Source organism: Myxococcus guangdongensis (assembly GCF_024198255.1).
In the GTDB taxonomy this organism is placed as follows: Bacteria; Myxococcota; Myxococcia; order Myxococcales; family Myxococcaceae; genus Myxococcus; species Myxococcus guangdongensis.
The window spans coordinates 298,707-319,656 of record NZ_JAJVKW010000013.1 but is presented as its reverse complement, the minus strand read 5'-3'; the positions used below and the strand labels follow the sequence as shown (position 1 = coordinate 319,656).

Genomic DNA, 20,950 nt, shown 5'->3' with positions numbered 1-20,950 from the left:
GGACCTCCACGCGCCGCGCGTGGGCACAGCGCTTTAGGTCTGAGAAGGCCCGATCTTTCTCCCCTCTGCGGGCATGTCCTACATTCGAGCCCTCGCTCGGCTGCCCCCTCCAAAGATCACGCCGATGAGGGTTCGTGACTCTCGAACGACCGTGGACGGCACGCCTGAGGTCGGCTCCGCGCAGGGATGGACTGGCCGCGCGTCAGGCGTTGCGAGCGTCAAGGCAGGCATCCGCACCCTGCGCCGGGCCACGGTGCGGCGGCGATGATTGAGGGGGGCATCGCGAGCGAGGGTCTGGATGGCAGACGGGGCCGACATTGCTTGGAGTGGGAGGGCTAAACGCCCGCGTACCACTCGTAGCCACGCTCCTCCCAGTATCCGCCCGTGGGCTCGGCGAGGAAGTTCACCTCGGTGAGGTACTTCACCATCTTGTAGCCGAGCTTCACCGCCGAGTAGAGGCGCAGCGGCGCGCCGTGCTCCGGTGACAGCGGCTGCCCGTTCATTCCGTAGGCGAGGATCGTCTGCGCGTGGAAGGCGCTCGGCCTGTCCCACGAGGACCAATAGCCCGAGTCGAACGAGCGCAGCTCCACGTAGCCCGCCTTCGGGTCCGCGCCCACGTGCCGGGCGACGTCACTCACGCGCACGCCGTGCCACGACGCCACCGCGCTCCATCCCTCCACGCAGTGGTGACGGACGCGGTACTCCGTGCGCGGCAGCCGTCGCAGGACCTCGAGCGACAACAGCGCGGGGCGCTCGACGAGGCCGCCCACCTTGAGCGCCCAGCCTGTCGGCGCGAGGGGCACGGCTTCGGAGAGGAAGTACTGGGGAAAGTCTCCGGGCGCGGTGGTGTCCTCCTGGGGCAGCTCCGGCGCGAGCCGGTCCTCGTCGAAGAGGGCCTCCTGCAGTCGCTGGTTGACGCGCTCCATGACCCCGAGAAAGCCCTCACGAGGACGTGTGCTGTCGCAGGCGGACGTGGTGAGCGCCGCCGCCCCGAGCAGCGCCGAGCGCCGGGTGAGGAGCACCGGACGCCGCGAGGGGACCAGGAGCCTACGCATCGGGTTTCCTCCCGCCTGTCACCATCGCGCCGAGCGTGCGCGGATGCAGCAGCACCATCACCACGTGCCCCAGGGTGAAGAGCACGAACGACGCGAGCACGAGCAGGTGGATGGCGCGCGCGGAGTCATAGCCACCGAGCAGCCGGACAATGACACCGAGCTGCACGGGCTTGTAGAGCGCGAGGCCCGAGAGCACGGCGAGGATTCCGAGGACCAGCGCGCCCGTGTACGCCAGCCGTTGCAGGCCATTGTACAGCCCCTGCGGAGGTGGCTCCTTGCGCAGGCGCAAGTAGAACGCGAGCGTGCTCACGGCGTTGCGCGTGTCGCGGCGCGGGAGGAAGAGGCGACGTCGCCACTCCCCGCTGAGGGCCAGGTAGAGCAGGTACACGAAGCCGTTGAGCGCGAGGAACCCGCCGAAGGCGAAGTGCCAGCCGCGCGCGCCGGCGAGCCAGTCACCGAGTCGGGCCCACTCGGGAGGAGGGACTCCCTGGAAGGGATACCCCTCATAGGGACGGCCCCGCGTGCCGAGCATGGGATAGGCCGCGAGAATCTGCAGTCCGCTGCCCGCCATGATGACGAGCAGCGGCACGCTGACCCAGTGGGCCACGCGGATGGGCCAGGGCTGTGGGCGGCGTGACTCGGGGGTTCGCACGGCGTGGCAGGAGAACATCGCGCGCCCCTCGGTGGATGGGCGACGGGTCGGAGCTTCGCGATAGCGGACGCTGAGGCGCCTGGGGCGTCGAGGTGACAACGCCCAACCTGCCCCGCGGTGCCGCCTGATTCACGCTTCGGTGGATTGCGTCGGGTTCCACGCGGCGCCGAGGCGACGGAGCGCCGCTTGGGGCCGTGCGCGGGAGTCGCCGAGCCCCGAGCGCAACCCGTTGCAGGGCCGTTGCTCGGCGCGTCGGAGTCCCAGCGGCAATCGAGGGCCAAAGACACACGCGCATCAGTCGTGCCCTGATGCGTTATCGAAAGAGAGCGCGCTGGGCGTCCGGACCGACCCGGGGGCCTCTCCCGTGGGAAAGGCGCTAGAGTTGCGCCCATGGACAGAGTCGCCCTCTTCTTCTGGTTGTGGGTGCTGTTCCTCGCGGTCAACGTGATGTGGGCGCTGGCCCAGGCGGTAGTGGCGAGCGCCTTCGGGGCGCGGCCGCTCGCGGTTCGCATCGGCCATGGGCCCCAGCTGGTGGCGTGGCGCATGGCGGGCATTGGCTGGAGTCTGCATCCCATCACCCTGGGCAGCTCCGCGTCGTTCGTGCCAGACGCCGAGGAAGGCGCGACGGAGCCGCTCAAGAGCCGGCTGCTCAAGCTGCCACCCCCGCTGCATGCGCTGGCCCTGGCCGTGCCCTGGTACGTGCAGATTGGCGTTGCGATGGCGTGCCTGGGGCCCGCGGAGGGCTTCCATCAATTCACCGAGGGCTTCCCCGCAGTGTTCAACCTCTCCGCGATGCCGGGCCGCGTGGAGCGCTTCGTCGGCTTGCTCCGCGAAGGAGAGCTGGTGCGGGCCTGGGGCATCATGAGCGCGCGGATGGCGTCCCTGAACCTGCTCCCCATTCCCTCACTGGCGGGCGGCTACCTGATGCTCCTGCCCTGGCGTGACAAGTCGCCGACGCCGACGTGGGTTCGCCCGGTGGCCGCCATCCTGCTCGCCATCTCGCTGCTCTGGGCCATGTGGGTCGCGTCCCTCTTCGTCAGGGCCATTCTCTAGCCGCCTGTCGTCACGGCAGACGCGCGGGCCTGTGGCGGTGGCGCTTTCAGTGGCACCGCTCAGGAGATGGCTCGGATCTTCCGCGCCGAATGCGCCAGGAGCGTCCAGTCATCTCCCTCGACCTCGCCCAGGCGACCGCCTTCATCGCGCACGACGAGGTTGCTTCCTGTCACCTCGATGCCGTGAACCCCATGGTGGGCGAGGCGGCGGACCAACTGGTCCACGGCGGAGCCCACGCCGGGCTGCGTGTACTGCTCGGCGACCTGGAGCGCTCCGAAGATGTGGGTGCTGGACTTCGTGTCGTACCCGAGCCCTCCCATGCAGATGGACAGGTTGATGGTGAGCAGGCCGCGCTCGCCCTTCACCCCCGCGCGGTCCTGGCGCTGGCCGTCGGGCTGGCGCTCCGGCTCGAGCCCATTGACGTGGAGCCAATCACCGACCAGCGAGCCCCGGATGCGGTCGTCCTCCATGCAGAGGTGGCCCTTCCCGTCACCATGGGAGCTGACGCGAAGCTTGCCGCGGTGGAGCGGGTGGGAGATCCACTGCACCATGCTGCCTCCGAGTCCGGAGGGGAGCTGCCGGGCAATGTCTTCCATCGAGATGATGGTGGCGAAGTAGCTGGAGGCCGGCGCGTCGTCGTCGTCCGGGTCGTAATCCACGAGCCGTCCCTCCAGGCGGGTGAGCTCGTTGCGGTACTCACGCAACAGGTCCAGCGGCGTGTCGAGTCGACGGCGGATGTCCCCGAACTCCGCCGCCTTCGTGTGGGGGGTCCTCCAGCAGGACTGGAGCAGGTGCTGGGCGTCCGCGATGGCCTGGCTGAAGATCGACAGCTGCTTCTTCACCTCGGGCTGTTGGGCAAGCGCCTCGAGCCCTTTCAGCTCGCCCCCGTAGTCGTTCTGGAAGTACATGGTCAACCTCCGGGCGTGCACGTTGCCGAGCCCCGCGAGCTCGCCCTGGCGCGTCTGGCAGAACTCGACCATCTGCTGGAGGGCGGAGAGCTGCGCACGGAGCGAGGCGCGGAAGGCCCTCGCGATGCGCCAGGACACGCGGATCCTCCCGTCGCTGGGGCGCCAGCCGGGCCGGTTCGCGTTCTTTCGCTCCTGGTAGTGCACCTCCGGGAGGATGTTCAGACAGAAGTCGTACCACCCCTTGTGGTCGGTCAGGTGCAAGTCCCAGAACCGCGTGTACGCCGGAGGGCGCCGCAGCGGCTCGGGGAGGGGCCGCGGTCGTGGGAAGAGCCGCTGGAGGCTCTGCCCCGAGAGGTCGAAGATGGGAATGGGCTCGGGGGCCTGCCCGTCATCGTCCACGAGGGGCGGGAGGTCGTCGGGCTCGCCGATGTCGTACTCCCGGACGACGGCGTGCCCGGGAATGATGCACGTCCCCCTGTCACACCAGATGCATGGCATGGACATGTCTCCGCTGCTGCGAGGTGTTGGCCGCATCGTGCAAGACATGCGCCCGCGCTCCATCCTCCCCAGGCGAGCACGGCCCTCCGAGGCCGATGGCGTCCGGGACGCACGCGGCGGCGTCCAACGGGAACGCCACCGGATGGCAATGGCTCATGTTCCATCGGCTCCCAGCACCCGGCGGACCGTGGCCGAGGGGGCTTGCGGCGACCGTCGATTCCGCACGTCAGCCTCCTTCTTGTCTGCATTGTCGGAGCCGGATGAGGCTCCATGCGGTTTGGAGGTGTCAGGGTTGTGTTCGTGATGGGAGGCGAAAGCCTCGCTCGGGGCATCCGGTAGCGCCGAGCGTGTCTTGAATGGCGTTGACCCGTTCACGCACGGGCGTCGGCAGTCCCTCCAGCTCGAGGGCGCGGGCCAGGTCCCGCGAGGCCTCACTGTTTGCGTGTGGCCACCGCGAGCGCCGTGGGAATCTGCTCGCGCATCAGGGCCACGAACCTGCGCAGCCTCGCGGGGTGGAACCTCGCGGCGGGGTAGAGCAGGTACATGGGCAGGGCGGCGGCCTGCCACTCCGGCACCAGGTGGACGAGCCGACCCTTCACGATGTCCTCGTGCAGCACCCACGCCGAGGCCACGCAGACGCCGAGCCCCTTCAGCGCCGCGCTCCGCAAGGCATAGAGGCTGTCGGTGCTCAAGCGTGGCTGGAAGACGATGGGCTGGGCCTCGCCAGTGGCCACGTGGGTCAGTGACAGCTCGTTCCGGTAGAACGTGCGCAGCGACAGCCAGGGCAGTCGCGCCAGCTCGTCGGGGTGGCTCGGCCGGGGACGCCCCGTCAACACCGAGGGCGCCGCGGCGACGATGCGGGGCACCTCCGCGACTCGGATGGCCACCACGCTGGGGTCCTTCACTTCTCCGACGTGAATCGCGCAGTCGATGCCGTCCGCGATGAAGTCCACCGCGCGGTCGTGCAGCAGCCACTCGACGCTGACCCGGGGATGGCGGCGCAGGTACTCCGTCAGGGGCTCCACCAGCAGCTGTTGTCCGAAGGCATGGGGAGCGACGACGCGCAGCGTGCCCTCCGGCTCGTCGCTCGCGCCGCGCAGGTCGGCCTCGAACATCTCCCAGTTGGCGAGCAGCTCCTTCGCCCGCTCGTAGCAACGCGCGCCGTCCTCGGTGAGCTTCATCGCGTGGGTGGAGCGCTGCAGCAGCCGCAGCCCGAGCGAGCGCTCCAGCGCCTGGAGGCGGCGGCTCACCGTGGGCTGCGTGGTGCCGAGCTGCGCCGCGGCCGAGGACAGGCTGCCGGCGTCGACGATGCGCAGGAAGGTCTGCATCAGCTCGAGCCGGTCGACGGTGGCGGGCGGCGGCTTCGGGAGGGCACGCGGCCGAGCGGACTTGGGAGGGCGGGGCATGGGGTTATACGTGGAGCGTATATCCGCTGTGCGAGCCCCGCTACTACCGTGGACCGCCGCTCTGGGACACCTTCACCCCGACTCATGGCCAACCAGGTGAACGTCATGTCCTTCATTCGTGCCGTACATGAACCCGCAGGAAGCGGAGCGCTGCCCTCGAACGGGGCCCGCGCGCCTCGGCTCGCCCTCGTCGGCCCGGGAGACACGGGCTCCATGTCGAGGGGGCTGCGCCTGCTCCTCGCCGCGAGCGCCGGGTTCTCGGTGGCCTCGCTCTACTACAGCCAGCCGATGCTGGGGGTGATGGGCTCCTCCATCGGCGCCTCGGACACGGCGGTGGGGCTTCTGCCCACGCTCACGCAGCTGGGCTACGCGCTGGGCATCCTGCTGCTGACGCCGCTGGGGGACCGCTTCGACCGGCGCCGCATCATCCTGGTCAAGGTCGGCCTGCTCGCGGTGGCGCTGCTGCTCAGCGGCCTCGCGCCCGCCATCGGTCCGCTGCTGGTGGTGAGCTTCGTGGTGGGGCTCACGGCGACGGTGGCGCAGGACATCGTGCCCGCCGCGGCGACCCTGGCGCCGGAGAAGGAGCGCGGCGGTGTCGTGGGGACGGTGATGACGGGCCTGCTGCTCGGCATCCTGCTCTCGCGCGTCGTCAGCGGCGTGGTGGCGGAGCAGCTCGGCTGGCGCGCCATGTACCTGATGGCCGCGGGCAGCGTGGGGGTGATGGGCGCGGTGGTGTGGCGCGGGCTGCCGGCCTTCCGCCCGGCGAGCACGCTGTCCTACGGCGCGCTGCTCGGCTCGCTCGTCGGCCTGTGGCGCAGGTACGGCGCGCTGCGCCGGGCCGCGCTGGCCCAGGGGCTGCTCTCCGTGGGCTTCAGCGCGTTCTGGTCCACGCTCGCGGTGATGCTGCATGGCGCGCCGTTCCACCTGGGCAGCGCGGCCGCGGGGGCCTTCGGCCTGGCGGGCGCGGCGGGGGCCCTCGGCGCGCCAATCGCCGGGCGCGTGTCGGACCGCTTCGGTCCCGAGGTCGTCACGCGCCTGGGCGCGGGGCTGACGGCCGTGGCGTTCGCCGCGATGTTCGCCTCACCGTGGCTCCAGCCGGATGCGCGGCTGTGGCTGTTCGGCGCCAGCGCGATTGGCTTCGACCTGGGCGTGCAGATGACGCTGGTGGCACATCAGACGATGGTGTTCGGAATCGACCCGGCCGCGCGCAGCCGGCTCAATGCCGTATTGTTCGTCTGCGTGTTCATCGGGATGTCGCTGGGCGCGGTGAGCGGCAGCCTCGTGCTGGCTGGGTGGGGCTGGGGCGCGGTGACGTTGCTTGCGACCGTCTCCGCGCTGGTGGCCCTGGTGGTGCGCCTGTGGCCCACGGCCCGCTGAGTCCACGGCGCCCTCGGCTACCAGGTGCCGAGGGTGCCAATCACGTTGCCCGTCTTCGCGTCGAAGACATCCAGCCACATCCAGTGGGGCACGTAGAGCCGGTCCCCATGCTTGCGGAAGCTGGTGACGAGCGAGCCGTCCTTGGAGCGGGGGATGGGCACATCCCAGGCGACGGCGCCCGTCCTCGCGTCCCGGCGGACCAGGTGCATGCCGCCGGCCTTCAGCCGATAGGCCACGAAGAGCGCGTCCTGGGAGATGTCGAGCGCCTCCGGCGTGGTCTCGAGGACCTGCTCGATGTCCATGTCGGCGATGGCGCCGTGCCACAGGGGCTCCTTCGCGCCCTGCTCGAACACCGCCGCCATGGGGACACGCGTCCCCGGGTTCCGGGCGCCCATCACCACGTCGAGGCCATGCGCCGTGTAGATGTACTCCCCTCGGAAGCCTGGGACGGACGGCGCCTTGAGGGCGAGCGAGCACGTCAGGTGCGTCTTGCGGTGGATGGCGGGAGAGCAGTCATAGCGGCTGCGCTCGGGGCGCTGGCAGTTGGGCGGAGTCTGGGTGGCGGGGCGCGCGGTCGCCGTCGTCGTGTCGAGCAGGATGTTCTGCTGGTCCGTCACCGACACCCACACGGCGGAGGTGTCCCCCTGGGGGATGCAGAGCTTGTCGGGCTTGTCCGACAGCGCCACGCGCCCCACGACCTTGCCGGTCGCCAGCTCCAGCAGGCTCACCGCCATGGCCTCCCGTCGCACCAGGCGATTTCCCTGCCGGATGTGGCGCTCTCGGGAGGCGAGGTCCGTGGGGGCCGCGCCTTCGATGGGCACCTCCCAGATTGGCTCCAGGGTCTTCCCGTCGAAGGCGGCCGTGGAATAGCGGTCGTACGACGCGCCGCGACGGAGGGTCCCGATGATGTCGTCCGTGCCGTCCCCGTTGACGTCCGCCACCGTGGGGGCGTTGTCCATGTCCCACGCGAACTTCGGCTTCGGAGGCGGTGCGGTCGGCATCTGCGCCGTGGGGGGCGTGGCGACGGGGGCCGGCCTCGGGAGAGGGAGCACGGAGGGCTCGCTCGAGGGGCCCATGATGAGGAAGCCCGTCACGGCGCCCAGCACCATGAGGGCAATCCCCATCCCCACGAAGAGCGGGGCCTTGTTGGGACCCGTGGTCGACGGAGCTTGATAGAGCGGACGCGGCGCCTGCTCTCCGCGCGTATCGATGGACGCGTTGCAGTAGTGACAGGTGTACAGCACCTGGTCTGCGGCCAGGGTGAACGGTGCGTTGCACCGAGGGCAGCGTGGCGATGTGGGACGAGGGCGAGCCATTCCTTCTTCCTACCATTCCACCCCTCATGGGCCCACCCCGGCCACTTGGAAGGCGTCAGCGCGGCTCGGTAGCGTGAGGCCCATGCTCCCAGCCCACGCTCTCGTGTCCTCCGTCCTGGCGCTCTTCTCCTCGGATGTCTTCTCGTTGCACGCGGACCGCTGTGTCGCGCCCGAGCCTGCGGCCGCGCTCCGGGTGGCGAGCTTCACGACCTCGGATTGTTCCCTGGCGCAGACCGTCCCCGGACCGCTGTGGCAGCCCACCACGGTGCGGCGCATCCCGGTGGTGATGCACGTCATCTCGGATGCGGCGTGCGCGAACGGCAACGTCTCGGACGCGTTGGTGCACAGTCAAATCTCGGTCCTCAACGAGGACTTCCGCGCCGTGACGGGCACCCCGGGCGCGGCGGGCGTGGACAGCAAGCTGGAGTTCTTCCTCGCCACCGAGGACCCCGCGGGCAACCCGACGACGGGCATCCAGCGCTATTGCAACACGACCTGGTACCAGGACCAGGGCGGCTACTGGAACACGCTCGCGTGGGACACGTCGCGCTACCTGAACCTCTACACGAACAGCGCGGGCGGCTCGCGCGGGTATGTGCCGTTCCTGCCCGCGGACCCCTCGGGCGCGGTGGGGCAGCCGCAGGACCGGGTGGTCATCAACTGGCTGGCCTTCGGCCGCGTGGGGCCCGTGGTGCCGTACCACCAGGGGAGGACCGTCACGCACGAGGTGGGTCACTACCTGGGCCTGTTCCACACCTACTACGAGGGCTGTGGCATCGCGACGGCGCCGGACTGCTACACCACGGGCGACCGCCTCTGTGACACGGCGCCCAACGTCACGTCCCACAAGGGCTGTCCCGTGGGGCTCACCAGCTGCGGGGGCGCGCTCGTCCCCGTGCGGAACTACATGGAGCTGACCGACGACGCGTGCATGACGGGCTTCACCGCGGAGCAGGTGCAGCGCATGCGGTGCACCCTGGCCACCTATCGCTCCACGCTGGCGCAGTAGGGCCCGAGGCCGGGCGCTGGCGTGGTATCCCCGTGCACCATGAACGACACCTCGTCATCGTCAGGCTCCCTGCTCGTCACGGCCTTCAACGGACTGGTCGCGGCGTATGACCGCGCCAGCGGCGACACGGTGTGGACCTTCTCCGTGCCCGGCAAGTCGGTGCCGGGCGTGCGGCCCCGGCCGACGTACGCGGAGGTCCGCGAGGGGCGCGTGTTCGTGCTCTCCGGTGGAGCCGAGGGCACGTTCACGAAGCACGTCTTCCTGGAGGTCCACGCGCTCGATGCCGGGAGCGGGCGTCTGCTCTGGGCCCAGCGCGTGGACAGTGAGCAGGCGTCGACGTTCGCCGGCGGGGCGATGCTCGTCGAGCAGGGCCAGGTCATCGTCTCGCACCGGGAGACCCTGACGGCGTTCGACGCGGACTCCGGCGAGCCCCAGTGGACCCGCGTCAGCGAGCATGGGGGAGGCGGGCTGTATTCGCCCCTGCTGCAGATGGTCGTCGAGGGAGCGCGGGGGCGGTTCTTGACCTGAGCCCCCGCGACTCCCGGCTGGCTACTTCTTCAGCTCCACCACGGGCGCGAAGCCGCCGTAGATCATCCGCGCGCCGTCGAACGGCATCGGGGTCTTCTCGGGGCTCAGGTTCGGGTCCTCCATCATCTTCGCCATGCCGGCGTCTCGCGTGGCCTTGTCGGGCCACTCAATCCAGGAGAAGACCACCGTCTCGTCGTCCTTGGCCTGCACGGCCCGGCGGAAGTCGGTGAGCTTGCCGCTCGGCACGTCGTCTCCCCAACACTCCAGCACGCGCAGGGCCCCGTACCCCAGGAAGAGGGGGTCGTTCTGCCGGGCGTGCTCGATGAACTTCTCCTTGTTCGCGTTCGGCACGGCGATGACGAAACCATCGATGTAGGACATGGGAGCTCCTCAGGGTTCGAGAGGGGCCGAAAAGGCGCCTTCAAATGGGCGACGAATCCGGCGGGTGGAGATCGACACGGTCGACGCTGCTGACCGCTGAATCTGGGGACGAAGGCCTGCTTCATGCTGGCATGGCTGGAAGGCGGACCCCCTGCCGAGGGTCCTATGGCCTCGATGCAGGCGCTCTTCCTGGCCGCGTGTGCTGGGATGGAGCGCGGTCCTGGGGCGCAAAGCACTCATCACCCTTCGAGGGGAACCGGGGCGTCGGGGCTGTCTGTTCAACCCGATGTCCCAATGAGAGTGGAAGCGCCGCCGAGGCTGGACAGGATGGAGTGATTGGGATGCACTCGCTTCCTTCACTCTGGAGCCGACATGTTCTTTGGGCGTTCGGATGAAATCCCCAGCTTCATTCCCCACAGCAAGATTTCCTCGGCCGTCCAAGATTTGATTGAAGGAGCCCAGCGAGAGCTGGTCCTGGTGACGCCTTACTTCAAGCCCTGGAATCATCTCCAGAATGCGATTCGGGGGCGCCTGGAGGCGCGAATCCCGGTGGCGCTCATCGTCCGCGAGGATGAGGTGTCCAAGACCGCGCCTCATCTCCAGCCCTTTGCGGCGGCGGGCGCCCAGGTCCTATGTTTGGACAGGCTGCATGCGAAGCTCTACCTGAGCGAGCAATGCGCACTCCTCACCTCCATGAACCTGGTGGAGACCTCGGCACTCAACAGTTGGGAGTGCGCCCTTCAAATCAAGGCCAGTGAGTCTCCCACGCTCTTCAAACAGTTCGAGGAGCAGGTCAGGGCCATTCGCAAGAGCGCGAAGCCTCTCTCCTCGGCCGGGTTGGCCGCGGCGCAGCCCGTCGTTGCCGCTCCTGCGCCGAAGCCCGAGGTCAATCTCATCCAGCTCTTTGGCATCCGGAAGACCGACCTGAAGCCAGAGATGGTGGAAGCGCGCCGGACGCATCCTCGGGCCTATGAGCCTTGGAGTGACGAGGAGATTGGCGCGGTGGCGGAGCTCGCTCGGCGGAAGTTGGGAGTCGAGGACATCGCCAGACTCCTCGGAAGGCAGCCGAGTGCAATCGAGCGGAAGCTGAAGGAGCTGTTCTGAGCCGCGGATCTGGTGCGATGCACTGGCTGCCAAGGACGTGCGCCAGTCGCTCGGTGCGGTTCGCCGCGCCTGTGATGCGCGCCAGCCCATGTGGCCTCGTCTCCGCGGGCTTCCGCGTCAGCGCCGCGCCTTGTTCTGCCCCGCGTTGGTGGCGTCCGCGCGGAGGCACATCACCGAGTACAAGTTCATCGTGTAGAGGTTGTTCTCCGGCGCCAGGTCGGAGGCCTTCTGGAACAGGGTCGTGGCGCGCTCGTAGTCCCGGTGGTGGTTCAGCAGAATCATCCCCAGGCGGTTGTAGAGCGGCGCGGGGTGGGGGAGCAGGCCGATGCTTCGCTCCAACAACTCGATGGCCTCCGCCCACCGTCCCGCCTGCTCCAGCCGGATGACGCGCTGGAGGACATCCTCGTTGGCGTCCTCCACGAAGGGCTTGGGCTCCGCGCGCGCGGCCTTCGCCACGGGCGGGACGGGCGGCGGTGTCGATTCGAGCGGGAGGTCCTCCCGGACGGAGGCCGCGCGGGCTGCCGGCGCGGGGGCCTCGTAGAGCCGGGTGACGCCCCGCTCCCCCAGCGACGCGAAGAGCGCGCGCAGCTCCACCTCCGCGAGCTGGGTGATGAGCGACAGGTCCGACAGGGACGTGTGCCCGTCGACGAGCGAGAGCACATACGCCTCGAAGGGGCTGAGCCGCAGGTTCGTCACACTCAGCCCGCCCACGAGGAACGGCCGGGCCTGTGTGCCCTCCTGGGCCGCGTCGAACGGCGCCACCCGCGTGGTCTCCGACTGCGGAGCGCGCGGTGTGCCCGACGTCCCCTGTCGCTCGGGCTGCGTCAGGAGCGCGCGGACCAGGGACACGTTGTCACGGGGGGGCAGGTCCTCGACGTGGCGCACCAGCAGCAGCTCACAGCGGGGGCACTGGAAGTCCTTGGGGAGCGTGGGCGCGCCGCAGTGGGGGCAGGCCTCGTCCTCCGGCGGGTGCTCGAAGGCGTCCGCCACCGCGTAGTAGTGCTTGCGGATGGCCGCGCGGATGGACCTGCGCACCGCGATGAACGGCAGCACCTGGGTGACGCCCACCGTGCGGACGATCTCCTCCAACGCGCGCTGGCGCTGAGGCTCCGCGATGGCCACGTAGAGGACGCCCTGCGCCAGTCGCAAGGGCATGAAGTCGAAGCCCTCCGCCAGCCGCACGGGGACCTTCTCCAGCAGGACGGGGTCCACCTTCGCCAGGCTCAGCTTCTCGGTGGAGACGAAGCGCGTCGAGAGCGTCTGGGCCAACAGCCGCAGCACCGGCGTCTCGTCCACGCCCAGCCGCACCAGGCACTCGCCCAGCTTCTGACCTGTCTCCTGTTGATGCGCGAGCGCTCGCGACAACAGCTCCGGCGTCAAGACGCCTTCCAGCACCAGCCGCTCGCCGAGTCTCCTCGTCATCCGGCGGATTCAAGGACGGCCTCCCTCGTTTCGTCCACCTCGGAGAAGGTCCCGTCGTCCGGAAGGACGGGGGAAGAGGCCCTCTTGAATCGTGACTCAGGCCTCACCCGAGTGGCTCCCTATGATTCCGCGCGCTTATGGGCGGCGGGTGGGGGCACCGTCGGGGCGGGGGCCGAGGGGACTCGCCTCCAGGGGGCGTCGTCCACCGCCCGAATCGTGGCGCTCATCGATGTCGGACGGCGCTTCGCAGATGTGCGGCCCAGGGGGGACCGGGTTTCGGAATCCTCCGCGCATGCGACCTTCTCATTCCCTCCTGCTGTGGGTGGCCCTCGTCTCGTGGGGCCTGGTGGTCCCCGTCGCCCGCGCTCAGCCGGTACGAGAGACGCGGGCCCAGCGTCACGCCCGCCTTGATGCGCTCTTCGCGACCTGGCGCGGCAAGTCCTCGCCCGGCTGCGGCGTGGGCGTCTGGCGTGACGGCACGCGCGACTACGTGCGGGGCCATGGCATGGCGAACCTGGAGTTCGGCGTGCCGCTCACCCCGCGCTCCTCGTTCAACCTGGCGTCGATCTCCAAGCAGTTCATCGCGTTCTCCATCGGCCTCCTGGCGCAGGAGGGGAAGCTGTCGTTGGACGATGACGTGCGCGAGCACGTGCCGGAGCTGTCTGCTCACGACACGCCCATCACCGTCGCGCACCTGATGCACCACCTCAACGGGCTGCGCGAACAGGGCCCACTGCTCTCCCTGGCGGGATGGCGCACCGAGGACCTGTACACCGAGGAGGATGTCCTCTGGGTCCTGTCGCGGCAGCGCGGGGTGAACTTCGCGGTGGGCGAGGAGGTCCTCTATGGCAATGCCGCGTACGCGCTGCTGGGGGTCATCGTGCGGCGCGTGTCAGGCACGTCGCTGCGGGTGTTCGCCGACGAGCGCATCTTCAAGCCGCTCGGCATGGCGGACACCTCCTTCCGCGACGACCAGGAGCCGCCCCTCTCCCAGCGCGCGACCGGGTACCTGCCTCGCGCGGAAGGGGGCTGGCGGTTGAGCTCGGCGGACCTCGGGTACAAGGGCACGAGCGCCGTGTACTCGACGGTGAGCGACATGCTGAAGTGGCAGCAGAACCTGCTGGATGGCCGTGTCGGTGGGACGGCCTTGCGCGACTTGCTCCAGACGTCCGGTCGATTGAACGACGGCAGGGAGACGGGCTACGGCGGCGGGTTGCGGCTGGGGGCGTACCGGGGCCTGCGCACGGTGAGCCATGACGGGTTCGTGTCGGGCTTCCGCACGGAGAGCATCCTCTTCCCCGAGCAGAAGCTGGCCATCACCGTGTTGTGCAACGGCGGCAACATCGACCCGACGGTGCTCGCGCGCAAGGTGGCCGGGGTGTACCTGGGCAACCTCCTGAAGGACACGACCCCGCCCGCCGTGGTGTTGCCCGCGGAGGAGTTGGCGGTGCTGGCCGGCAACTACTGGAGCCCCCAGACGGACGAGGTGGTGCGCCTGGAGGTGAAGGAGGGCGCGCTGCGTGAAGTGGGCGCCTCCGCGGCGCTGATTCCCATCGGCCCGGGCCTGTTCCGGCCGGCGGAGCCCACGCCCGGCGTCTGGCGATTCAACGCGTCCGCCGCGCCGGGCGCACCCGCGCTGGGCATCCAGGACTTCTGGCCGACGACGCGCGAGTTCATCCGCGTGCGTGAGCCATTGCCCACTTCGAGCGAGCTGGAGGCCCTGGTCGGGAAGTACCGCGGCGACGAGGTGGACATGACGTACACGGTGCGGCTCGTCGACGGGAAGCTGGCGCTGAGCTGGTTCCGTCGGGACGACCTCGTGCTCGAGCCGGTGGGGGGCAATCGCTTCGTGAGTTCGTTCGGCGCGGTGTCCTTCACGAAGGGCGCGTCGGGCGGCGTCGAGGCCATGCTCGTGAGCAGTCGGCGCTTGCGCCGCTTCCGTGCGGAGCGGCTGCCCTCCGTGGCCTCCACGGCGCCCCTCACGCAGGGCAAACCCTGACAAGGCTCCGGCCCCTCCACGGGCACGTGTGTCGAACCTCGGGCTCGCGCACATCCCATGAACCCGGGAGGTGTCTGCTCTCGAGGTGGAGAGGGCACGTGGTGCGCGCGGGCCCTCTTCGCGCGGGTGTTACGTGCGAGGCGTCACCCAGATGGCGCTGTGTGGCTCGGGCGCGTTCGTGGACGCCTCCGCGGTGTAGAAATAGGCGGCGACCGCGGCGCGCCCTCTCCCCTCGGGACATTCGAGTGGGGTGGGGTGTCCGTGCCAGTGGTCATCGCCATGCGCCATCACCACCAGGCGGTCGAGCACCGGTGAGATGCGCGTCTCGCATCGCGTGAGGTCGGCGTTCCACAGCTCCAGGTCGCCGCCCCAGGCGGGCTGCCAATCCGGGTTCAGGTAGTAGAGGACGGTGAGCCGGCGGGTGAGCGCGCGGAAGCGGTCGCGGTTGAAGTCGGCGTGCAGCGCCAGGTGCCCTCCGCGCAGCGTGAGGTGCAGGCCCGCGCCCCGGAAGTGCGGGTCCGGGATGAGCCCCTGCACGCCGGTGACGGTCTCCAGGAAGTCGATGAACGACATGCCGGAGAACTCCGAGAGCAGATGCCGGAGCGGACCGGGGACGTCCTCGAACGCCTTGCGCTGGAGCTGCCCCAGGCGGGCCGCTTGCTCCAGGTGGTCCCGGCGCTTCCAGCTCGCGTCGGTGGCGCCGGGGAAGACGGAGGCCAGCTCGGACGCCAGCTGCTTCCCGAGGAAGCCGTCGATGACGACGTGCGGATGGGGCTTCGCGACGCCGTAGCGGTCGCGATGGGCCAGCGCGAGCGCCCGCAGCGCCGTGCGGTTGAGAAAGAAGCTCGGCCCCCTGAGCGGGCCTTCCTCTTGTGTTGCGACCGTCACCCGTCCTCCTAAGCCCGTGCATGTCCGGGCACGGGGCATCCCTACATCGCCGCCTCGCGAAATCCCACGCCGACGGCACGCTCCTTCCTTCAACGCCCGGCGGGTCTCCAGCGCCTGCCCGTGTGGTTCCCAAACCGGGCCGGGGAGCGAATCCCTGGAATTATTGAACGCGTTCAATTATGAACCTGTTCAATATGTCTCTGCGGGAGCGAGCCAAGCGCGAGAAGTGGGAGCGCATCCGGGCGGCGGCGAAGCAGCTGTTCGCGGAGCGGGGCTATGAGGGGACGACCGTGCGCGCCATCGCCGAGGCGGCGGGCGTCGCGACGGGCACGGTGCTGGTGTACGGCGAGACGAAGGACGTGCTGCTGCACGAGCTGTGGCGTGCGGAGGCGATGCCGCTCGTGGAGCGGGCCGTGACGTCGCTGCCGGGGGAGGGGCCCTTCGTGGACCGGTGCATGCACCTGTTCTCACCGCTGCTGACCCACTACGCATCGCAGCCGGAGCTGGCGCGGGTGGTGGTGAAGGAGCTGCCGTGGCTCATGGGCGCCGCCGAGGAACTGCATCGTCCGGCGCTGGCGAGGCTGGTGGGGGCGCTGGCGTCGGTCGTGGCCGACGCGAAGTCGCGAGGCGAGCTGCGCGCGGAGGTGGACGGCGAGCGGGTGGCGGAGCTGGTCTTCGGCGTCTATTTCGCGGCGGTGATGCGGATGCTCGTGCCGATGGCGGGCTCCACCGTGGCCACGGCGCGAACTCGCCTGCGGCGTGACCTGGAGATGCTGTTCGGTGGATTGGGTTCGAGGAGGTCATCGTGAAGGTCCTCGTGGTGGGTGGAGGAATCGGTGGGCTCGCGCTGGGGGCCGCGTTGTCGAGGCGGGGCGTGGTGGCGGACCTGATCGAGCGGCGGCCTTTGTATGGAGACGAGGGCGCGGGCATCGTGCTCGGTCCGAATGTGATGGCCGTGATGAAGGGACTCGGGCTGCACGAAGCTGTCCTCGCCGTGGGGCATCCGGTGGGGATGGCGCGCATCACGGATGCTTCGGGGCGCGTGCTCCAGCAGACGCCGTATGCCGTGCCGGGATTGTCGCTGTCCGCGACCACGCTTCATCGGAACAAACTGCTCCATGTCCTGCGCTCCGTGTCGCCCGCGCCGCGCCTGGGCGTGACGGTGGCGGGCTTGCGGAGTGGGGCGGACGGAGTGGATGTCGAGTTCTCCGATGGAACGTCGGGGCGCTACGACGTCGTGGTTGGCGCGGATGGCATCCGCTCCATCGTCAGGGAGCACGTGTGCGGCGCCGAGGTGCACCCTCGCTACTCGGGTTACACGTGCTGGCGTGGCGTGGTGGATGGGCACTTCGAGGACGCGGTGGTGGAGATGTGGGGAACGGGCAGGCGCGTGGGTGTGGTGCCGCTGGGCGAGCGGAAGTCCTATGTCTTCCTCACGCTCAATGCCCCGCGTCGCACTCCAGCTCCGTGGAAGGACCTGTCGGGCTTCCAGGCGCGCTATGCCGGCTTCGCGGACCCGGCCCGCTCGGCGTTGGCGGCGTTCGGTGGTCTTGACGGGCTGCTTCACAACGACATCGAGGATTGCTCCGCGCCGCGGTGGTGGAAGCCTCGTGTCGTGTTGCTCGGTGACGCGGCCCACGCGGTGACGCCGAACCTGGGGCAGGGCGCGGGGCTGGCCATCGAGGACGCCGCGGCGCTCGCGCAGCTCCTGGTGTCGATGGGGCCCACGGATGAGGCGCTGGCTCGGTATGAGCAGCTCCGTCGTCCGCGGGCGGAGCGGATTCGCGACCGCTCGTGGATGATCGGGCGGGTTGCCCAATGGGAGAACGGCTTCGCACGCAGCGTGCGCGACACGCTGATGCGGTGGACGCCGGAGTCGGTGGCCCGCTCGGAGCTCGAGAAGGTCGTTCGCGACATGCCCGGTGTTCCCGTGGGGTGAGGCCGTCGATTCTCCGGCGACCTCAGGCCCCACTCCACGAGAGTGGGGACTTGCCCCTCAGCAGCCCAGGTTGCCGCCAGGGCTCACGCCGAGCCGGTTGGCGATGTCCTGATACTTCTGGATGCGGCTCTGCACCTGCCCCGGGTTTCCACCGTTGCACTCCAACGCGCCATTGATGGTGCGGATGGTCTCACCGAAGCCGGCCCCGTTCACCATGGCGCTGTGTGGGGTCATGCTTCCGGCACCCGTCTGGGTGGTCCAGAACCAGAAGGCGGAGCGCCACGAGGCGTTTGCGTCCTGGGCCAGCAGGTCGGGGTTCGTGTGCAGTGGCAGGTTCAGCGCGGTTCCCGCGGCGCAGTAGTTGCCGTTCCAGGACAGCTGGATGGGCCCACGTCCGTAGTACGACTTGCCTGGGACGCAGTTGCACCCCGGCGGGCCCCAGGTGCCACAGTAGGGGCCACGAGCGATCTCCTCGATGTAGACATAGTCCCCGGTCTCGTGCGCCGTGTTGGCGAAGAAGGCCGCCACCTCGCGCTTGCGCGTCTCCAGCGAGCCGGTATTGGCGAAGGCCGGAAAGGTGCTCGCGGCGGCGATGAGGCTGCTGTAGGTGTAGAAAGGGTTCCGGTTCGGGAACATGGCGTTGAACGTGGATTCGCTCAGGATGGCCGCCAGCCCCGTGCCGCCGCCTCCATCGACACGGTCGAACGTCCAGCGCTGGTTCGTTCGCTGCTCATAGGGGTATTGCACCAACTCCGTGCCGTTGGCCGTATTGCCCCAGTACACGTCGATGGCCATGTCCGTGTGGCGGGCGCGGATGCTGAACTCACTGCCCACTTCCTTCACGAAGCGGAACTGCTGGTTCGTTCCACCTCCGTAGCTCCATTGATGGACGAGCGCGTTCGCCGCGACGCTGGCCTCCTTGATGTCGAGCCCCTTGTTGCTGTTCACGTTGATGATGCTGAAGTAGCCGCCGGACGTCGGCGTGACGACGAATCGCTGTGCATTGGTCCCGTTGCAATCCCATTGCTGCACCTTGGCGCCGTCCGCCGTGCTCGAGGAGTCGACGTCGATACATTTGTTGGTCATCACCGAACGGATGACGTAGGTGCCCGCGGTGATGGTGTCGACGATGGCGGCGCTCTCCACCTGGGCCACCGGCTCGAGGTCCGCGGGTGCTGGCTCGGCGCGCTCACAGCCTCCCAGCGCGCTCAGCCCTCCACAGATTCCCAGCAACGCCAGACTGCGTGAAACAAACTTGCCAGACATGAGGGTGCTCCTTGTGGTCGACGGTTTCTCGGGCGCTCCACGCCAGGGGCATGCGGAGGCGCTGGCTCCGGGCGGCCGGGCCACAAACATCATGCGCAAAGCGGTAAAACGAGATTAACCTTATAGGCCTGTCGGGCTGGGAGCGTTGACCGCCAGACGCGCTGTGGCGTCGTAGGTCGACTGATGAGCAATGCACATGCCCTGGGGTCGCAAGCCACTTCGTGAGCGTTCACCGCTTCCTGCGGCAGCCTTGAGATGAGGCCTCGATGACCCGTGACGTCGGGGACGTGGTTCGTGTCGCTCACGGGAGCGGCGATATCGCGGCCTGTTGCTCACCGGAGGCGTGCTCGCCGCGCAGACGGTGACGGCGCTCACCAACGGTGTGCCCCTGCCCAACCTCGTCATCAAGCCGGGTCAGCCCCATGTCTTCACGCTGGAGGTGCCTGCGGGTGAGACGGAGCAGCTCTTCGAGGTGTCCGCGCCCGCGGCGGGTACCATGACGCCCTCGGGAGCCTCTCGCGACCTGGCGATGTTCGTGGAATCGCTGTAGCGCGCTTTGCCACACGCGGCTGGTCGCGATATGCGCGGCGCCCCCCTGCCGTTCCCAGCCCGAGAGATACGCCGAGCCCCTTCGCGCTCGGGACAGGGGACCACGATGCGCCGGTACGGACTGCTTTTCGGGTTGATGTTCACGGGCTGCGCGACGTTGACCCGTCCGCTCGGTGCGAACATCAACCCGGAGACGGGGGAGTTCGAGACCCCCGTCGCGGAGACGGTGTACCTGGCGCCCGCCGAGGACGCGATGATGACGGCCCGGCGCATCCTGGAGTCGGAGCGCTACGACGTGCTGGAGAAGGAGGGCGGGCTGGAGATGTTCACCTCCGCGCACGAGCCCGGCAGGAACACCAAGAAGCTGCGCACCCTCGAGCGCTACTACGTCAAGGGTGAGCGGCTGGGTCCTCGCCAGACGCTCGTCCGCGTCTTCCGGCTCCGCTACAACGAGATGGACAACGTCGTCGAGGTGGGCCCGCGCGCGTGGGACTCGATGAACAGCGAGATCCTCGCCGACCAGGGTCCGAACCCCCTGGACGCACGGATGGAGGCCTACGGGTCCGCACCGGGTGGACAGGGCGCTGCCCGACCGGTCCCGCTCAAGGACCCGTTCCCGAGCGCGCCGGGCATGGAGCGCTTCCGGATGGTGCAGGGCGTGCGAGACCTGGGCATCGAGCGACAGCTGCTCGAGCGGATGGAGATGGTGCCCGCGCTGGAGCTGGTCGATGGCAACGCGCCCGTGTCCGTGCGCTCGGTGCAGATGGAGGGCTGGGGCGCGAATGACGGCCCGGGCACGGCGGAGTGCGGCGCGCCCGTGGACGGCGCGAGCCCCTTGCTGGCCGCGGGCCAGGTGTTGTTCATCGCGGACCCGCTGGGCGCTCAGGAGGTGCCGTCCATGGCCTTGCGGATGCTGTGCGAGGCCACGTCGAAGGGGCTGCCGGTGACGCTGGGGCTGACGGTGCCCGCCTCCGAGCAGCCGTTGCTGGAGCGCTATCTCGCCAGCGAGGGCAAGCCCGAGGACGCGCAGGCGCTGCTCTTGGAGAGCACCTTCTGGCGCCGCGTGTACCAGGATGGTCGCAGCAGCCGCGCCATGCTCTGGCTCGTGGAGCAGGTGCGCCGCCTGCGCGTCTCCGGCAAGGACGTGGCCCTGGCCGCCATCGACGGCGAGAAGGTGAAGGGCAACGCGCGCGAGGCCCGGATGGCCAGCAACCTGCTCGCCGTCCACGCCGGACGCGCCCAGGCCTGGACGCTGGTGCTCACCGGCAGCGTGCATGCGCGCACCGCCAGGGTGGGCTGGGACAGTGACTTCGAGCCGTTCGGCGCGCGCGTGGCCAAGGCGCTGCCGTCGTCCGTCCGCGCCCTGGACGTCGGCTTCAAGCGCGGCACCCAGTACGCCTGCCGCTACAGCGTCTGGGACGACGTGGAGTGCAACGTCTTCGGCATCAGCCCGACGAACGAGGCGCTGCAGTTCTCCACGGTGAGCCCGGGCGTGCGGCTCTTCGACGCCGCCAGACCGGACGGCTTCCACGGGCGGCTCTTTCTGGGCGTGCTGAACGCCTCGCCTCCCGCGTTGCTGGCGCAGAGCCAGGTGCGTTGA

General features: G+C 69.3%; 19 protein-coding genes. 10 read left to right on the top strand and 9 right to left on the bottom strand.

Features of this window, described 5'->3' with window-relative positions; all coding sequences use genetic code 11:
- Positions 1-335: 335 nt before the first annotated feature.
- Both LXT21_RS34180 and LXT21_RS34175 read right to left on the bottom strand, forming a co-directional pair.
- On the bottom strand, positions 336-1,055 hold the full coding sequence (locus LXT21_RS34180) for a molybdopterin-dependent oxidoreductase (protein ID WP_254042421.1): 720 nt from the start codon (positions 1,053-1,055) through the stop codon (positions 336-338).
- Entirely contained in the window at positions 1,048-1,725 is a 678-nt protein-coding gene (locus tag LXT21_RS34175; protein ID WP_254042420.1) for a cytochrome b/b6 domain-containing protein, read from the bottom strand. The genes LXT21_RS34180 and LXT21_RS34175 overlap by 8 nt, the downstream gene beginning before the upstream one ends.
- 372 nt (positions 1,726-2,097) lie before the next feature.
- Between LXT21_RS34175 and LXT21_RS34170 the strand changes: the two genes are divergently transcribed.
- Entirely contained in the window at positions 2,098-2,760 is a 663-nt protein-coding gene (locus LXT21_RS34170; RefSeq protein WP_254042419.1) for a hypothetical protein, read from the top strand.
- Positions 2,761-2,819: 59 nt separating this feature from the next.
- Here LXT21_RS34170 and LXT21_RS34165 read toward each other — a convergent pair whose 3' ends face one another.
- A complete protein-coding gene (locus LXT21_RS34165; protein ID WP_254042418.1) occupies positions 2,820-4,166 on the bottom strand; it encodes a hypothetical protein in 1,347 nt (448 codons plus the stop codon).
- 431 nt (positions 4,167-4,597) lie between these two features.
- The gene (locus LXT21_RS34160) at positions 4,598-5,572 is read right to left on the bottom strand and encodes a LysR family transcriptional regulator (RefSeq protein ID WP_254042417.1); all 975 of its coding nucleotides are present in this window, start codon (positions 5,570-5,572) and stop codon (positions 4,598-4,600) included.
- 213 nt (positions 5,573-5,785) lie between these two features.
- Between LXT21_RS34160 and LXT21_RS34155 the strand changes: the two genes are divergently transcribed.
- Positions 5,786-6,949, top strand: coding sequence for an MFS transporter (locus LXT21_RS34155; protein WP_323395307.1), 1,164 nt, complete (start codon positions 5,786-5,788; stop codon positions 6,947-6,949).
- Between the two features lie 17 nt (positions 6,950-6,966).
- Here LXT21_RS34155 and LXT21_RS34150 read toward each other — a convergent pair whose 3' ends face one another.
- Positions 6,967-8,265, bottom strand: coding sequence for a hypothetical protein (locus LXT21_RS34150; protein WP_254042415.1), 1,299 nt, complete (start codon positions 8,263-8,265; stop codon positions 6,967-6,969).
- A gap of 82 nt (positions 8,266-8,347) precedes the next feature.
- Between LXT21_RS34150 and LXT21_RS34145 the strand changes: the two genes are divergently transcribed.
- Positions 8,348-9,274, top strand: a complete 927-nt coding sequence (locus LXT21_RS34145; RefSeq protein ID WP_254042414.1) for a zinc metalloprotease — start codon at positions 8,348-8,350, stop codon at positions 9,272-9,274.
- Positions 9,275-9,313: 39 nt separating this feature from the next.
- Complete coding sequence (locus tag LXT21_RS34140) at positions 9,314-9,802, top strand: outer membrane protein assembly factor BamB family protein (RefSeq protein WP_254042413.1); 489 nt, start codon at positions 9,314-9,316, stop codon at positions 9,800-9,802.
- 21 nt (positions 9,803-9,823) lie between these two features.
- Here the strand turns inward: LXT21_RS34140 and LXT21_RS34135 are convergent, their stop codons facing one another.
- Positions 9,824-10,183 (bottom strand): DUF1428 domain-containing protein, encoded by a 360-nt coding sequence (locus LXT21_RS34135; protein ID WP_254042412.1) that lies wholly within the window; start codon positions 10,181-10,183, stop codon positions 9,824-9,826.
- 372 nt (positions 10,184-10,555) lie between these two features.
- Between LXT21_RS34135 and LXT21_RS34130 the strand changes: the two genes are divergently transcribed.
- A complete protein-coding gene (locus LXT21_RS34130; RefSeq protein ID WP_254042411.1) occupies positions 10,556-11,287 on the top strand; it encodes a phospholipase D-like domain-containing protein in 732 nt (243 codons plus the stop codon).
- A 117-nt stretch (positions 11,288-11,404) separates the two neighbouring features.
- Here the strand turns inward: LXT21_RS34130 and LXT21_RS34125 are convergent, their stop codons facing one another.
- The gene (locus LXT21_RS34125) at positions 11,405-12,709 is read right to left on the bottom strand and encodes a GspE/PulE/PilB domain-containing protein (protein ID WP_254042410.1); all 1,305 of its coding nucleotides are present in this window, start codon (positions 12,707-12,709) and stop codon (positions 11,405-11,407) included.
- Between the two features lie 292 nt (positions 12,710-13,001).
- Here LXT21_RS34125 and LXT21_RS34120 point away from each other — a divergent pair, with 292 nt between their 5' ends.
- Complete coding sequence (locus LXT21_RS34120; protein ID WP_254042409.1) at positions 13,002-14,708, top strand: serine hydrolase domain-containing protein; 1,707 nt, start codon at positions 13,002-13,004, stop codon at positions 14,706-14,708.
- A gap of 129 nt (positions 14,709-14,837) precedes the next feature.
- Here LXT21_RS34120 and LXT21_RS34115 read toward each other — a convergent pair whose 3' ends face one another.
- Complete coding sequence (locus LXT21_RS34115) at positions 14,838-15,596, bottom strand: 2OG-Fe(II) oxygenase (protein ID WP_254042408.1); 759 nt, start codon at positions 15,594-15,596, stop codon at positions 14,838-14,840.
- Positions 15,597-15,775: 179 nt separating this feature from the next.
- Between LXT21_RS34115 and LXT21_RS34110 the strand changes: the two genes are divergently transcribed.
- Together LXT21_RS34110 and LXT21_RS34105 are read left to right on the top strand one after the other, a co-directional pair.
- On the top strand, positions 15,776-16,405 hold the full coding sequence (locus LXT21_RS34110) for a TetR/AcrR family transcriptional regulator (protein ID WP_254042407.1): 630 nt from the start codon (positions 15,776-15,778) through the stop codon (positions 16,403-16,405).
- Positions 16,402-17,535 carry an FAD-dependent monooxygenase gene (locus LXT21_RS34105; protein ID WP_254042406.1) on the top strand — a complete coding sequence of 378 codons (1,134 nt, stop codon included), beginning with the start codon at positions 16,402-16,404 and terminating at the stop codon, positions 17,533-17,535. The genes LXT21_RS34110 and LXT21_RS34105 overlap by 4 nt, the downstream gene beginning before the upstream one ends.
- A gap of 57 nt (positions 17,536-17,592) precedes the next feature.
- Here LXT21_RS34105 and LXT21_RS34100 read toward each other — a convergent pair whose 3' ends face one another.
- A complete protein-coding gene (locus tag LXT21_RS34100; RefSeq protein WP_254042405.1) occupies positions 17,593-18,801 on the bottom strand; it encodes a glycoside hydrolase family 19 protein in 1,209 nt (402 codons plus the stop codon).
- 328 nt (positions 18,802-19,129) lie between these two features.
- Between LXT21_RS34100 and LXT21_RS34095 the strand changes: the two genes are divergently transcribed.
- On the top strand, positions 19,130-19,351 hold the full coding sequence (locus tag LXT21_RS34095) for a hypothetical protein (protein ID WP_254042404.1): 222 nt from the start codon (positions 19,130-19,132) through the stop codon (positions 19,349-19,351).
- Between the two features lie 105 nt (positions 19,352-19,456).
- Positions 19,457-20,950, top strand: coding sequence for a hypothetical protein (locus LXT21_RS34090; RefSeq protein ID WP_254042403.1), 1,494 nt, complete (start codon positions 19,457-19,459; stop codon positions 20,948-20,950).

Excerpts from the sequence above, each read along its gene's own strand:
- LXT21_RS34100 (WP_254042405.1), bottom strand. The coding sequence starts at position 18,801 with ATGTCTGGCAAGTTTGTTTCACGCAGTCTGGCGTTGCTGGGAATCTGT.
- LXT21_RS34110 (WP_254042407.1), top strand. The coding sequence starts at position 15,776 with ATGAACCTGTTCAATATGTCTCTGCGGGAGCGAGCCAAGCGCGAGAAG.
- LXT21_RS34165 (WP_254042418.1), bottom strand. The coding sequence starts at position 4,166 with ATGCCATGCATCTGGTGTGACAGGGGGACGTGCATCATTCCCGGGCAC.
- LXT21_RS34125 (WP_254042410.1), bottom strand. The coding sequence starts at position 12,709 with ATGACGAGGAGACTCGGCGAGCGGCTGGTGCTGGAAGGCGTCTTGACG.
- LXT21_RS34160 (WP_254042417.1), bottom strand. The coding sequence starts at position 5,572 with ATGCCCCGCCCTCCCAAGTCCGCTCGGCCGCGTGCCCTCCCGAAGCCG.
- LXT21_RS34090 (WP_254042403.1), top strand. The coding sequence starts at position 19,457 with ATGCGCCGGTACGGACTGCTTTTCGGGTTGATGTTCACGGGCTGCGCG.
- LXT21_RS34175 (WP_254042420.1), bottom strand. The coding sequence starts at position 1,725 with ATGTTCTCCTGCCACGCCGTGCGAACCCCCGAGTCACGCCGCCCACAG.
- LXT21_RS34170 (WP_254042419.1), top strand. The coding sequence starts at position 2,098 with ATGGACAGAGTCGCCCTCTTCTTCTGGTTGTGGGTGCTGTTCCTCGCG.
- LXT21_RS34120 (WP_254042409.1), top strand. The coding sequence starts at position 13,002 with ATGCGACCTTCTCATTCCCTCCTGCTGTGGGTGGCCCTCGTCTCGTGG.
- LXT21_RS34180 (WP_254042421.1), bottom strand. The coding sequence starts at position 1,055 with ATGCGTAGGCTCCTGGTCCCCTCGCGGCGTCCGGTGCTCCTCACCCGG.
- LXT21_RS34155 (WP_323395307.1), top strand. The coding sequence starts at position 5,786 with ATGTCGAGGGGGCTGCGCCTGCTCCTCGCCGCGAGCGCCGGGTTCTCG.
- LXT21_RS34130 (WP_254042411.1), top strand. The coding sequence starts at position 10,556 with ATGTTCTTTGGGCGTTCGGATGAAATCCCCAGCTTCATTCCCCACAGC.
- LXT21_RS34145 (WP_254042414.1), top strand. The coding sequence starts at position 8,348 with ATGCTCCCAGCCCACGCTCTCGTGTCCTCCGTCCTGGCGCTCTTCTCC.
- LXT21_RS34150 (WP_254042415.1), bottom strand. The coding sequence starts at position 8,265 with ATGGCTCGCCCTCGTCCCACATCGCCACGCTGCCCTCGGTGCAACGCA.
- LXT21_RS34135 (WP_254042412.1), bottom strand. The coding sequence starts at position 10,183 with ATGTCCTACATCGATGGTTTCGTCATCGCCGTGCCGAACGCGAACAAG.
- LXT21_RS34140 (WP_254042413.1), top strand. The coding sequence starts at position 9,314 with ATGAACGACACCTCGTCATCGTCAGGCTCCCTGCTCGTCACGGCCTTC.